Genomic DNA, 13838 nt, shown 5'->3' on the forward strand with positions numbered 1-13838 from the left:
GTGGATCAAGATTTTTAGGCGGCTATCGACTGGTCCTCGATGGCCGGTGAGTCCTCGGGCCGCTCGACGAGCTTGCCGTTGACGAACGTCGCTCCTGCACGGACCAAGGCGACGAGGTGGGGCCCGTTGACCGCACGCCAGCGCTTCTGCGCCGACTCGATGAGCTTGAAGGCCATCGCCAGCCCGGCCGCGCGGGAGCCCGGTCCCTTGGTCACCTTGGTCCGGTGCCGGACGGTGGCGAAGGTGGACTCGATGGGGTTGGTCGTGCGCAGGTGCACCCAGTGCTCCGCGGGATAGTCGTAGAAGGCGAGCAGTTCGCCGAGGTCGTCGACGACCTTCGCGACGGCCTTGGGGTACTTGGCGGCGTAGGCAGCCTGGAAGTTCTTGATCGCGCGTTCAGCGTGCTCTTTGTCTTCGGCGTTCCAGATCTCCGCCAGGTGCTTCTTAGCGGCAGGGTGGGCGGTCTTCGGCATGGCCCCGAGCACGTTCGCGATCTTGTGGAACCAGCACCTCTGGGCTCTGGTCTGCGGAAATACCTCGCCCAGCGCCGACCAGAAGCCCAAAGCGCCGTCCCCGACCGCGAGCACCGGTGCCCGCATGCCGCGCCGCTTGGCATCGCGTAGCAGGTCGGCCCACGACTCGGATGACTCCCGATACCCATCGGTCAACGCGACGAGCTCCTTGCGCCCGTCGGCGCGTACGCCGATCATCACCAGCAGACACAGCTTGTGTTCTTCGAGGCGGATGTTGACGTGGATGCCGTCGGCCCACAGGTAGACGTAGTCCACACCGGACAGGTCACGTTCGGCGAAGGTGCGCTGTTCGGCCTTCCAGGTCTCGGTGAGCTTGGTGATGACCGACGCCGACAGACCCGCCGAGGTGCCGAGGAACCGTCCCAGCGCGGCGGTGAAGTCCCCCGACGACAGCCCGTGCAGGTAGAGCAGCGGCAGCACCTCGGTGACCTGCGGACTCTTACGGCACCAGGCGGGCAGGATCGCCGAGGAGAAACGCTTACGCTCGCCCGTGACCTCGTCGATGCGCTTGTCGTTGATTCGCGGGGCCTTGACCGAGATCGCGCCGGCCGCAGTGAGTACCTCCCGTTCGGCGTGGTAGCCGTTGCGCACGACCAGACGGCGGCCGGCCTCATCGCGCTGGTCGGCGAAGGCGGCGATGTAGGCGTCGACCTCCGCCTGCAACGCGGCCGCGAGCATCTTACGGGCACCCTCGCGGACAATCTGGTCGATCAACGAGGAGGACGCCTGGGGGTGGTCGTCAGCGGGCAGCTCGGGCACTACGGTGAGCACGGGTGTGCCTTCCCGACCGACGTTGGCGCGTCGGCCTTATCTCGAAACCATGATCAGATGATTCGGGAAGGTACACCCTTCCCGTCAGATCCACAGGTTTCGATCATTGCTCCAGGCTATCCCTTGGAGGTGACAGATGATGACTGCAGATGGACGCCACTCAGTGAGCGTCGCCGGCGTCATCGTTGACGACCGCGGCCGGGTCCTGCTCACGCAGCGAGCGGACAACGACCAATGGCAGGCACCTGGGGGCGTACTCGAACTGAACGAGGGAATCGCCGAGGGCCTACGCCGCGAAGTCTCAGAGGAGACCGGCCTTACCGTGGAGCCCGTGGCGCTTACCGGGGTGTACAAAAACATGACGCGAGGCATCGTCGCCCTCGTCTTCCGGTGCAGACCCACAGGCGGTCAGCTCACGATCAATGACGAGGTCAAGCGGTTCCACTGGGCAACGCCCGAAGAAGTACGGCAGATGGTTACGGAAGCCTTTGCTGTCCGCGTGCTCGACGCTTTGCACGAGGGTGCGCCAGCGATCCGGCAGCACGACGGCGTTCGCCTCGTCTGACCTGTTACAGGTTTCCCTACGTCGTCAAGCCGCCTTCGGCGGGACAGCCCGCGCCGACCGGAGGAGAGCGGGAAGGGAAGAGGGAGTCTCAAGAGGGGTACGCGATGGACGATCCAGAAGAGAGGCGGTGTCCCAAGAGGGGAGACACCGCCGAGCAGAGATCGGCCATGTACGGGGAAGCCGCGGAAGGGTGGATACGCTGACTGACCCCTGACAGCACCTCATGAAGGGAGCGAGGAGGGGGAGGGAGGCACAACGCAGCCTCAAGAAGCAGTCACGGCCCGCACTTCCAGAACTGCACGCGAACCTCAAGCGATCCACTGGGCCGCGCGCCTCGCCCCCTCCGGCGGGCGTGCGGCCTCTTCGGGCCGGTCCCGCCGTCGAGGCAGGCGCGCACCGCGCCGGCAAGCGGCGCGAGGGTGTGACAGCGGCACAACGCTAGTGCCGATGAACAAATCCCGCCCTGACCGGTGAGAACCGGGGAACGCACGAAGACCACGCGTAGGCAGCCCAAGAAGCCGAGACAGGCACGGAGACCACAGACGACGCTGGCGACAACAGGGGGAAGACGAAAGAAGGAACGGGAGAGGAGACGAGAGAAGACCTTGGGGCGCTGCCCCAAACCCCGGGATCTCCGGCTCCGGGTGGCCAACTTCGCGGGTAGTAGGACCGTAAGGGGCTGAGGTAGGGAGCCCTGATCGTCCCGCCCGCCAACGACCCGGGGCAAGCCCAGCAAACCAGCTCCTACGGCTCAAGCCCGGCTGTGCTGGCAGGACAACCAGCGCGCGAGGAAGGCCACCGGGAGCATGTACACGCAAAGCCGAGCTTGATCCTCCGTCGCTGGCCCGCTGCCCCTCCGGGGCGGGTCGATGGCAGACGGGACATCAGGACAGGGTGCGGCGTGGTGGTGTGAAGCCCCTGCATCACAGCATCTTGACCACAAAGGTCTCTCCAGACTCCTTACGCCGCAGAAGCAATTCGTTCCCCTCGGCGAGTTCTCCATCTACGAACTCCAACAACGTAATCGCCCGGTTCACTAGGTCAGTCTTGGAGTAGCCCGTTCGATCCTGCAATCTCTGCAGCTGCTCCGCAGCCCGTGCGACAAGGCCCACCGTAATACGTTCCGCTACCACCTGCCGGGGCGTGTTTGCTGTCTCGTTGCTCATTGCTTCCCTAACTACCAGTCAGATTGATCGGACGCGACTGTCCCCGGTTATCGTCTGGGCGTAATCCACCAGAGCACATCATCGCACATGTCATGCATCTAGGCCAAACGAAGTGCGGCAGATGTGCGGCAATATGCCGCACAAGAGTCAGGAGATGGGCTAGTATGCCCGACAAGAGGTGCTCCTTCAGGGCCGCTCGCAGCGAAGCGGAGCGAGGGAGCACCTGAGGCAAAAAGGGAGAGAGGAAGGCGATGGAGGACCTACAAATCGGAAGACCTACCGTGAAACTGCTAGCCCCGAGCTAGCGCGACTAAGTAGGTCCCTCCGATGGGTGTGATGTCGCTTCTCGAAAGAGAGAAGCCATACCCTTTAAGGAGAGGGGCGACACATGATGTCGACCAGTAACGAGCTGCTGGATAGAACTAACCGGAGTGAACCCGCTGCGGCTGCCAACGTGAGGATTACGCTGGATCCGTTGGAAGTCACGGCGGATACGAAGGTCCCGGCAGTCAGCGCCGAGTCCTTGTTAAGGCTCGCCGCCCACCTTGTTACTGGCGCTCTGATCGGGATCAGCCCTGCAATCACCTTTCACTATATGGGTGGGGCGAGTCCTGAGCAGGCGACCGTCATCGCAACCCTTCAGATCGGGATACTGGGCCTAACGGCCTGGAGACGTCCCCGCGCGCGCAGGCGCTCGTCGGCGCGGATCTGAAGTTGATAACCGCTGACAGGGCGGCCCCGAGGCACACCCTGTCAGCGGTTATCAAGCATTGAGCCGGGTATTGACACTGCCGGCGGCCGGGGCACATCGGGGGCACACGCGCTCGGAAAACGCTGGCAAGCGATGACAACGAACGTAAGCGTTTTTGCAGGTCGCTCGTGGTTTAGAGCGAATCCGCGCAGGTAGCGAGCATACAGAATTAGAATCCGGCCTACAGGCTGACCGCCTGGCCCCCACTTTCGATGCAGGTCGATACCCCTCGCGTTGGGGATCGGTCAGATCGTAATACATACGGAAACCCCGGATACGGAGGGCGCTGTATCTGCCTCTGACGTGGAAAAATCTGCAGCCGAGGAGGAGCACGCGGGCCGGCACTGTTGCTTATGCTCGCTTTCGCTCTTGCGGTTTCAGCGCAACCACCTTGCTTGTGTTGATTACAGGCACGAGCCGTGGAGGACTTTGGAATGGAAGTTCTTCCACTGTTGCATGCTGCTCAAGCACTGCAAGGGTTAGTTCTTCGGACCAACAGGCTTCGGTGGCCATCTTTTCTGTGTTTGGTCCCGGTCCGTAGCTGATTTCGGCTAGTTTGCGAAATGCGCGTGGCTTCTCCTGGGCAACATAGCCAGGCTCTGCCCGATTCCATCCTCGTGCACTGATTTGCTTGTAGAGGCTAATAGCGCGCTCCTGGTCAATTACCCCTAGTTCTCGGGCGCGTCTCACCAAGCTCTTTATGGATACGCCCCATTGAGTTTTCAGCATCGCCAAGCTACTGAGCGTAGGATTCTTTGGCATCTCATGCCGTATAGCGTGCAAGGGAGTCAAGAGCGCGGCCGCAAATTGATCTGCTTCTGCCTCAATCTCGCTACTCAAGCGGATTGGCCTTCGACTATGCAGCACAAGATGCCCTAGCTCGTGTGCAACATTAAACCGAACCCTGTCTCCGGGAACGCCGCTCAAAATGGCAATTATTGGGCGGTCATCTCTCCATGCGCTAAACGCGTCTAGTGCATCGTTTCTATAGGGAAGGCCGAGTACTGTGACCCCGATACGCTCAATGGCCAAGATTAGATAGGGTAGCGGTTCTATTGGATTGAAGCCGAGAAGGCTACGAACTTCCTGTGCAGCTTCCTGTGGCGCCGCTTCATGCAATTGAGTGAGCTTTGTTGGTATGATTTTGGCTCTGGACTGAAGTGTCAGGTAAAATTCTTCGATTAGTCGAGCCCATTCAAGTCCTGAAGCTTTATCTCTCGACGTCAATTTGCCGCGCGCCCTCATTTGTGGAGAATGGGCGGTCAAGTCGGCAATTGGAGGACGTTTGAACAACTCGGTTGTCACGCCGAATATGGCTGCGAGTAACGCAACCGTCTCCTCGTCCGGTTGCGCTAGACCCGACTCAATACGCGAAAGCTGTGATTGTGTAAGATATGGAATTTCTTTGACGAGTTCGGCTTGTGTCATGCCATGCAGCCCCCGCAGCTGCCTGACACGCTCGCCATGAATCATCCTGACTCCTTGCCCCCCATTTCTGGGTACTCCACGTCCGGCTGGAACTCGTCGAGGTCGGTAGCCCGATAGCTTGCCATCCCGCGGGAGAGCTTGCCCTGCCAATCCAGCCTCAGGCTATCCCGCCGGTGATCGCCTCCCAGAGGGCGGACGAGGAGCATGGGATCAACGAGGACACCCTCCTTGTCATGCCACAGGAGAAGGATGTTATCCGTCTCCATGCCGGGCAGTTGGTCCAGCCCCTTCCCCTGCCGCCAGAACGCCTGTCGAGGCTTGGAGCGCCCAGGTACTGGGATCATGACGTTCTCGGCTTCGTCCAGCGAAGCCCGGAGAACCCTTACGGCGAGCCCCTGGAAGTACATCAGAATCCCAGATAGCCCCAGCTCGGGACGATCGTTGTCTTCGTTCCACGCTTGGAGACCCTTCTCCCTGAGCTCCTCAACCGCGATACGTCTGGCCGCGTGTGCGTAGAACCATGGATCATCCCGCCTCCGGAGGTTGCGGTCTGAGTGGATCTCCTGCGACGCAGTGAGCCCATTCTGGAGGGCCGTGCACACCGGAACGATGATCGGCTGAAGGGTCCGAACCACCCTCGCGTAGCTACCCATATGCATAAGATGCCACAGAAGTTCACATTCTGGGGTCGCCTCTGGCTGACATCGGTGCTCGCAGCGACCTCACGAGAAGACGAAGGTGGACAGGGCACAACCAACGCAAGACGAGGAGCCCTCGACGTCGTGACTGGCTCCCGTTTGCCCACAGGAGGTCGGGGGATGCGCGCTAGCCTTCTGCCTCTCCAGATGAGCGAACGACAGACGGGAAGCTCAGGACGGGACGCGTCGCGGTGCCGTACCGAGTGACTAACTGGGTGACAACCGGAGCGGACGACCGCGCACGCCAGCGAACAACAGCGGGCGCAGGCAACAGGCCAGGCCAATGTCGGAGCACCTCAGAAACGATGTTGAGTTCGTTTGCAAGCAGGAAGTCAGGGGTTCGAATCCCCTAGGCTCCACCCACTCAAAAGCCCAGGCCAGAAAGCATTTATCCGACCTGGGCCGTGATCACTATTCAGTTTTCTCGCGCGTCCGTGCCTGTTGCGTGCCCGATCCGTTCTTGAGTTGTCCGCGTGCGAGGCTGTCGGGCTGCTTGGCCACCTGGTGCCGTCGTTCGTCGGTGGCGTGCTGGTAGATGATCGCGGCCCGCGTGCTGGAGTGGCCCATGCGGTCCATCAGTTCGCGGAGAGATGCCCCGGTGCTCGCGGCGAGCGTGTTTCGGTGTGTCGGAGATCATGAAAGTGGATCTTCGAACGTCGGCATCCGCCCGCGCCTTGCTGAGAATCGGCGGTTGTAGTTGCTGTTCCATAGAAGCCCGTCATCCGGCCCCATGAAGAGCAGGCCGTCATCCCCGTCCTGTGCGAAGTGTCGCAGGTGTGCGCGGAGGTCCTTGAATGATCAGCTTGGGATGGCGGCGGTCGGCAGCCCCGGCAGCAACGGCGGGACGATCGGCTGAACCTCGGCGAGGATCTTCACGGTCACCGTCTTCTGCGCCGCCTTCAGCGAGGGGTCGGCGTCCATCACCGGCGCCTGCCAGATCGGCAGCCCGGTGACCTTGTCCTTGGCCTGCGTGTCCCGCTTGGCGTCGAAGTCCTTCGCGGCCTGCACCTCGCCCACGACGTAGCAGCCGTGCGGGAACAGCAGGGCGAAGCTGATCGGAATGGGCCTCTGGAGTGCCATCGCCATCACCTCCTGTTCACCCCCTAGACAGTTCGGCCGGGCAGCCACTCCACGAACTGTCTAGGGGGCTATGCGGAGGGCGATGGCCTGCAAACCTCGAAGTGTCGAGGGGATGAACAGGAAGGGCTTGAGTGCTACAAGAGGCCTTGTGTATGCAGGGCCTCTTTGGTTCAAAGCGGTTAATCACCATCTACCGAGCCAAAATGACGGTGCGAGATGTTCCCAGGCGTCGCGGAGGGGGTGGCTGAACCATACGACGAGGCCGATTCCTCCGCCGATGTAGCCGAGCAGAAGCCCTGCGAATGCGATGCCATCGCCCCTTTCGCCACTCCGCTTGACTTGGTTTCGGGCTACGTGTCCGAAGATCACTGCAAGGACGCTGCCGATCATGCAGAGCCACATAACCCCCAGGATCAGAGAGGCAACTGCAAACCTGTTGGTCGGGGGCAGGACCACGTAGATGGGTTGTGGTTGCTGCGTTGGCATCGGTGCAGGCGAATCGGGTTGTTGACTGTTATCGCCGTTCTCCCCAGAGGGAACTTCCTGCCCGGCATTCTCTGTCAATCGGGACGAACCTTTCGCGGATCGCTGAATAGGTCATCGTAGATCCCTGACCCTCGTTCCGCCACATGCCTCTTTCTCCGGCTTCACATCGTTACCCGGACTGCCGTTGCGTCATCGAACGCCTTGCCGCGTGGCCAGCGTTCGCCGTGGGGGTCGGAGCGCTCGGCCTCACGGACGCGGCGGATCAGCTCGGCGGGGCCGTCCTGGTTGAGGATGTCAAGGGCGTCGCGCCAGGTGGCGAGGTGGAAGCAGTCGACCAGGCGGGATGCCCCGTCGCTGAGGAGTGCCGCGGCGCGGACCTTATCGGTGGGAACGGTGCCGGTGAGGGCTCGATCTGCGACCAGGGGGTCGGTTGCGGCGACCCAGAAGCCGCCGTCCCGGTTGCGGTACTCGCCAATGGCCTTGACATGCTCGCGCAGAGCTTCGGCGTGCTCGGGTGTGCCAGCGGGAAGGGCTCGCAGCCGCGCGCGGGTGGGTGCGGCGATGTGGTCCAACCGGTCATCACAGATCACCATCGGCTCTGCCGTACCGGTGTCGAGGATGAGGACCGAGTCGCTGAGGACCAGCCAGTCCAGGCGGTCACCGATACGGCGGAGCATGGCGACTGTGGAGGACGGGGAGTCGCCGCGGGACAGGTTGCAGGTGAAGTCGTGCAGCGAGGTGACGTGCTTGATGCCTTTGGCCAGGAGCTCGGCCAGGGGAGCGATGGTTTGGGCCAGCTCCGCCAGGAGAGTTGAGCCGAGGGTGTGGGAGTACCACCGCACGGTGTGGGAGCAGGACGAGGTGATTTCGGCGGGGGCGGTGGCGCCGTCGAGGAGGACGACCGCATCGGCGGTGGCACCGATGAAGTCCTCGTTGTCGCGGCCGTGGTGGGCGGGTTCGGTGGCGAAGGTGACGCGCATCAGGTGTCCTCGTGCCGGTAGAGCGGACTGGCCAGTTCCGCCCGCACAGGTTCCCCGCTTTGTGGCTCGTATTCGACGCCGACCACGCAGGAGAACCGCTGATCGCCGACTTGCCCCCACAGGGTGGCGATCTCTTCTGCCAAGAGGTGGATGACGCCGAGGGAGCCGTTGGGGTGGATGCCGGCGATGGCCAGGAACGATCCCTTGCCGTCCGGACGGGGCAGGCGTCCGAGGAACGCCGAGTCGGTCGGCTGCTGCGGGTCGAGCTGGGTGCCGGACCGGTGCATTTGGCCGGTTCGGGTGTCGACGAGCGTCCAGCCCTTGTCGTCGAGGTCCCACTGGATCGCGGGGTCGCTGTCGTACGCTTCGCGCATGGCATCGGACATGCGGGGGCCGCAGATGACGAGCAGGCCGGGCCGGTTGAGATCGATGTGCCCGTCAACGGTTACGTTGTCGGTGCCGACGGTGAGGCCGAAGGTCCGGGCGAGGTCTTCCAGTCGCTTGCCCGCCCGCATGTCGTCCAGCGCGACGACGGAGCGGCCGGTTTGAGGGTCGTGCCGTAGCGGGGTGATGACGGTGACCGCACCGATGCCGAGGAACGCGCCCTCGGGTGCTGGGCCGGTGTGGCGGATCTGATGGATACGCCCCCGTGACAGGCCGGCCTTTTCGGCGATCTGCGCATACGACATGCCCTGGGCATGGAGTTCTTGGATGACCCGGCGGCGCAGCCGCGCGAGTTCGGTGACTTCTTGCTGTGCGGCGTTGAGGCGTTCGGTTGCGGCCCTGAGCAGCAGATAGGGATCGTCGATCGCGGCGATGCGCTCAAGGTCGCTGGGTGGCACGGTGGTTCCTCCTTGCTGGTGCTCCGCTGAGTCTAGGGCTCTAGACGAAATGTCGTCTATCCCTCTGGACAGAACGGATTGGAGGGGTTTGCCGGTTTTTGAGTCCACGGCCCGGATCGCTGAGCGCCGGTTGGGGACTCCGCGCGGGCTCACCGGTCACCGTGCCATGCCCGACAGTACCGCCGCCCACATCTCGTAGGTCTGCGGGATGGTCCAGCGGTGGGTCTCGTGTACCTCGGGGGAGCCCTCCCGCTGGAGGGTGCGGCGGATGAAGCCCTGACCGCCCGCCGTGCACAGCTCGTAGACGGTCGCCCGGCAGTCGCAGGTCCAGGCCTTCACTCGGACCCGCTCACCGGTGCGCGGCTCCAACCAGGTCAAACGCTCATGCCCAAGCTGAGCAAGCGGAACGTGCGGGCTCAGGCAGCGCTTCAGCGGCATGACGCCACCCCCAACATAGCGGTGACCGGGGCAGACGCCGGGGCGGCCAGTTTCGGGGCGACCTTGAGTAGCGCCCAGACGGTACGGCCCGCCACGTCACCGGACACGCCCCAGGAGTCGGCCAGGCAGGACACCAGCAGCAACCCGCGCCCGCTCTCCTCATCATGCTCGTCGAGGTGCGCGCAGTCGTGCACGACGGCCGGGACGTGAGGGCCGCCTTGGTCGACGACGCCGAGCCAGACCCGGTCGGGCTCGGCCTGAATGCTGACGGCGAAGCGGCCCCCGAAGTGGCCGGAGGCGCTGTGCCGTATCGCGTTGGTGGAAAGCTCACTCACGATCAGTTCGGCGGTCGGCACGATGGGCCAGTCACCGAGGAAGACGGTGACGAATCGGCGGGCTTCGGTGACCGAGGCCGGTCGGCCGAGGAAGTAGCGGGACATCCGCCAGGAGGACATGAGACACGCTCCGTTGTCTAGGGGTCTATACAACGTGTGTCCGCAGCATATGACCAGCCTACGGATAGCTCAAGGAATCTGAGGAATAAAATTCCTCACTCCCCAGCCTGGCGTTCCAACTCCCGGAAGTCCGCCCCGATCTCTCCCAGCAGACCCCGCAACTCATCCCCATACACAGCAGCACCGGCGAACGCCTCGAAGACCTCTTCATGAGCGCCGATCTCGTCTGGATCAGTCAGCGAGAGATCACCCGTCAGGCTCTCCACCACGCTCACAGTCCCGTCATAGATCGTGAAGCCGTGCAGCGGAAAGGCTGGCGCCTCCACCTTCCACGGGACGACGCCGAGCCGGACATGCGGCAACGTGGACACCTGGACCAACCGATCGAGCTGCGCCACCATCAACGACGGCGACCCCGGCCAAGTACGAACCGCCCCCTCGGTCAGCACGAACGCGAACCGCCGACCCTCCTCGAACAGCACAGCCTGAGCCTCCACCCGCACAGCCGCCGCCTTTGCCGCATCCTCCGCATCGACATCCCGGCCGATCGTCAGCGCCAGCCGCGCATACTCCGCCGTCTGCAACAGCGCCGGAACCATCGCCGAAGAGAACACCGCCACCCAGCGGGACGAGCGCACCCGCGCGGCGTTCGCGGCCTCTCGACCGGCAAGCCCACCCGACAGACCAGACACCTCAGCACGAGCCCGCGAGATCACCGCGTCCAACTCCCGCCGCGCGTCCTCACCAAGCCCCAACGCCGACGACACCCGCTCGACCACGTCCGCACTCGGCAGCAGCCGGCCGGTCTCCATCCGCGAAATCGTCGGCTGCACGACTCCGGCCCGCTCCGCCAGCTCCTTACCCGTCAGCCCCGCATTCTTGCGCAGCCGCCGCAGCACCTCACCCAACGCCTTCAGCCGATCCCGTCGGTCCTCCATGCTGAGCGTTCTACCACTGGCCGTGACACCGCGGCCCTCTGCTCACCCGCATCACTGCCGAATTGTGCTCATGAGGATCAAGCGGCGGCGCGCCGCGCCGCCGTACCCCGGCCCTCCGCCCGCCCGCCGTCCGGGCGTGCGGCCTGGGGGCCGGTCCCGGCCGGCGGGCGCCCCGGGCCGTCCACCGCGCCGCGCACCCGCCGTAACCGATGCCCTCGCCGACCACCGGCCCGCCGCTACTCCGGCTCCGAGCCGCGCATACGATCAGGCCGTCGATAGGAGCAGGCCGTGATCCATCCTCCGTTCGCTCTCCGCCTTCTCCTCATCCTGGTGGGAGCAGTCGTCATCCCCGCCGTGATGGCCGTCGCTCTCGTTCGACTCTTTCGGAGTTGACGCCTCCGGCGGGGGCCTCGACCCGGGGTGATCCCGGCTGCAAGGCCGTAGACCGTAGGTGGCTGAGGTGGGGCCTGATCGTCCCGTCTGCCACGTCCCGGGCAAGCCAGCAAGGCGAAACCATCCCTGACCTAGGGTGCAGCAGGTCACAGAGCCGCGAACTGACAGATCCGACGCCCTAATGCTCATTCAGTAGGGCGCTGGCACTTATGAAGACGTTGCCTGTGCGGGCAGCGTGTTGCTTCTTACGGCGGATCAAGTCAGGAAGCGAGATGCGACCCTCTATTACTGCGTTCAGGTCTGCACCGTCCATCAATATAAGGACAGCTCGGCCCTGCGAGTGGACCTCTATCGCGGTCTCCTGAAAGCCGTTCATAGACAGGAACAGCCCCAGAGTGTTGTCGAGTTTCCGTCCAACCTTGCTCGCAAAGGAATCGAGCTCTGCAACAGCAGATAGATTTTTTCTCCATTTCGCCTCAAGAAGATATTCTCCTTCAAAAGTGAATGCTCCATCGATTTGCTCGCCCCTTTTTTTAAAGGGGGCCTTTGCTTCGATATCGTAGAGCGCAAAGAGTCCATTGAGGAATTTTTCTAGAGCATACCCGCGAGGCTGAGGATCTAGCTGGTGGATCTCATAGAAAAGCGTCCTTAGCTCTTCTAGTTTTTCGTTGATTGCGCGTTGTGTCTCCGCCTTGGCCTTGTCTCTGGCCCGTCTGCGCTCCGCCTCCTCCTCTTCGCTGCGCATTCTGCGGTAGGGGTCGACTACGGCTCGCAGGCTATCCAGGGCCTCTACTGCGGCCGTGTATTTAGCTGCACCATTTTCCACCTTCTTCAGATGGCTTGGGTCTGTGATGTCAGCTGTAGCGAGGATCAGATTGAGAAGTTCATCGAAATAACGATGCTGGCTCGCGTATAAGCTGTCAACAAGCTGCGCAACGATCGACCGTTTATAATCGGTCCAATCCAATTGCGAGACCAATTCCCGTGTTTGCAAAGAAGACGTAAGGAATGCGCGCAGATCCGGTTTGTACCAGAAAGCTAATGTGAGAGCTTCCTTGAGTGGGTGAAGGACTGCCGGGCTGATGCGTTTCACCGTCATGTCGTCATAGTAGACAGTTCGGATAGTCCTGTCACGAAACATGAGGCGTCGCGCTATTCGTACATCTATTCGATTGTCATGCTTTGCATCATTATATGCCAGATGCCTGGATGATCCCTCCCCCTGTGGATCGTCTGACAGTAGGGTGTAGCCGCTCTACGGCTAATGTCAGAAGGGCGGCACCTCGCCCCAGTCGCCAGTTGTGCAAGGGCACGCCCCTCGAGCCTGCTGGGGCGGCAGGGCCTTGAGCCTTTTGACCCTATGACCGTGTGGCTCCAGCAGACGATCCAGCTCGGTGATGTACGAGGTGATGACCTTGTCGCGTCTGTCAACCTCGGGTTGGTCCCAATGCCGGGCGGTACGGTACTAAGGATCGGATGGATCTTAAAACTGGCTGGCAGAGAGGGGCGAGAGGAGTTCATCGTTACGTGCGCCAGCTCCGTTGGCTTGAGGAAGTCGACCTCCCAGCACTGTCCAATAGGTGCTTCACTGCCGTTTGGCGTCGCATAAGTAGTCAACCTGACGGCTATCACGACGCCTGGCGCCTTGCGGCGCTCGTGCCGCGCCTTAGCCAGCTCATACCGCGCCTGATCGACGTAGACGTAACGCAGCAGGCTTTCCAATAGGGCTGTCGCCGGACCCTGAAAACTGACCCCCTGGGGTACTCCGAAAATTGACCCCCCTCCTAGATCGTGGAGGGTGCTGAAAGTGGAGGACTGGGCGGAGATCCGCCGTCTGCACAGGGCAGAGGGCGTGCCCATCAAGGAGATCGCCAGGCGGTTGGGGGTGGCCCGCAACACGGTGCGGGCCGCGTTGGCCTCTGACCGGCCGCCGAAGTACGAGCGGGCCCGGCGCGGGTCGGTCGCAGATGCCTACGAGGGGCAGATCCGGGCGCTGCTGCGGGACTGGCCGAGGATGCCGGTGCCGGTGATCGCACAGCGGATCGGCTGGCCGTACTCGGACGGGCCGTTGAAGAAACTGCTGGCGCGTATCCGACCCGAGTACGTCGGCATTGACCCGGTGGACCGGGTGACCTACCAGCCCGGTCAGCTCACCCAGTGCGACCTGTGGTTTCCCGCGCCGAGGATCCCGGTCGCGCCGGGGCAGCAGCGGATGCTGCCGGTGCTGGTGATGACGTTGGCGTTTTCCCGGTTCATGACCGCCACCATGATCCCGTCCCGGCAGGCCGGGGACATCTTGTCGGGCATGTGGACA

The 13838-nt window shown here is 62.9% G+C and carries 14 protein-coding genes; 2 read left to right on the forward strand and 12 right to left on the reverse strand.

What is annotated here, in order from left to right; genetic code table 11:
- Positions 1-14: 14 nt before the first annotated feature.
- The gene (locus AP234_RS15855) at positions 15-1304 is read right to left on the reverse strand and encodes an IS256 family transposase (RefSeq protein ID WP_055480401.1); all 1290 of its coding nucleotides are present in this window, start codon (positions 1302-1304) and stop codon (positions 15-17) included.
- 136 nt (positions 1305-1440) lie between these two features.
- Between AP234_RS15855 and AP234_RS15860 the strand changes: the two genes are divergently transcribed.
- Positions 1441-1869 (forward strand): NUDIX domain-containing protein, encoded by a 429-nt coding sequence (locus AP234_RS15860; protein WP_431998647.1) that lies wholly within the window; start codon positions 1441-1443, stop codon positions 1867-1869.
- Between the two features lie 923 nt (positions 1870-2792).
- Here AP234_RS15860 and AP234_RS15865 read toward each other — a convergent pair.
- From AP234_RS15865 to AP234_RS35010, 11 genes are all read right to left on the reverse strand, one after another.
- The gene (locus tag AP234_RS15865; RefSeq protein ID WP_055480403.1) at positions 2793-3035 is read right to left on the reverse strand and encodes a hypothetical protein; all 243 of its coding nucleotides are present in this window, start codon (positions 3033-3035) and stop codon (positions 2793-2795) included.
- 1102 nt (positions 3036-4137) lie between these two features.
- Positions 4138-5259: a helix-turn-helix domain-containing protein gene (locus AP234_RS35000; RefSeq protein ID WP_083502141.1), complete on the reverse strand. Its 1122-nt coding sequence runs from the start codon at positions 5257-5259 to the stop codon at positions 4138-4140.
- Complete coding sequence (locus AP234_RS15875; RefSeq protein WP_152990430.1) at positions 5256-5867, reverse strand: hypothetical protein; 612 nt, start codon at positions 5865-5867, stop codon at positions 5256-5258. The genes AP234_RS35000 and AP234_RS15875 overlap by 4 nt, the downstream gene beginning before the upstream one ends.
- Before the next feature lie 843 nt (positions 5868-6710).
- On the reverse strand, positions 6711-6992 hold the full coding sequence (locus tag AP234_RS15880; RefSeq protein ID WP_152990431.1) for a hypothetical protein: 282 nt from the start codon (positions 6990-6992) through the stop codon (positions 6711-6713).
- 183 nt (positions 6993-7175) lie between these two features.
- Positions 7176-7478 (reverse strand): DUF4190 domain-containing protein, encoded by a 303-nt coding sequence (locus tag AP234_RS35005; protein WP_083502142.1) that lies wholly within the window; start codon positions 7476-7478, stop codon positions 7176-7178.
- 161 nt (positions 7479-7639) lie between these two features.
- Positions 7640-8458 (reverse strand): hypothetical protein, encoded by an 819-nt coding sequence (locus AP234_RS15885; RefSeq protein ID WP_055480407.1) that lies wholly within the window; start codon positions 8456-8458, stop codon positions 7640-7642.
- Entirely contained in the window at positions 8458-9300 is an 843-nt protein-coding gene (locus tag AP234_RS15890) for a sigma factor-like helix-turn-helix DNA-binding protein (protein WP_055480408.1), read from the reverse strand. Before AP234_RS15890 ends, AP234_RS15885 begins: the two co-directional genes overlap by 1 nt.
- 156 nt (positions 9301-9456) lie before the next feature.
- Positions 9457-9678 (reverse strand): hypothetical protein, encoded by a 222-nt coding sequence (locus AP234_RS15895; protein WP_235558189.1) that lies wholly within the window; start codon positions 9676-9678, stop codon positions 9457-9459.
- A gap of 50 nt (positions 9679-9728) precedes the next feature.
- Positions 9729-10193 (reverse strand): ATP-binding protein, encoded by a 465-nt coding sequence (locus tag AP234_RS15900; RefSeq protein WP_055480410.1) that lies wholly within the window; start codon positions 10191-10193, stop codon positions 9729-9731.
- Positions 10194-10288: 95 nt separating this feature from the next.
- A complete protein-coding gene (locus AP234_RS15905; RefSeq protein ID WP_055480411.1) occupies positions 10289-11131 on the reverse strand; it encodes a helix-turn-helix domain-containing protein in 843 nt (280 codons plus the stop codon).
- A 571-nt stretch (positions 11132-11702) separates the two neighbouring features.
- Positions 11703-12623, reverse strand: coding sequence for a hypothetical protein (locus AP234_RS35010; RefSeq protein WP_083502156.1), 921 nt, complete (start codon positions 12621-12623; stop codon positions 11703-11705).
- Between the two features lie 699 nt (positions 12624-13322).
- Here AP234_RS35010 and AP234_RS15915 point away from each other — a divergent pair.
- A partial coding sequence (locus AP234_RS15915) for a helix-turn-helix domain-containing protein (protein WP_152990142.1) occupies positions 13323-13838 on the forward strand: 516 nt, incomplete at its 3' end.

This window comes from Sphaerimonospora mesophila (assembly GCF_001417795.1).
Lineage (GTDB): Bacteria > Actinomycetota > Actinomycetes > Streptosporangiales > Streptosporangiaceae > Sphaerimonospora > Sphaerimonospora mesophila.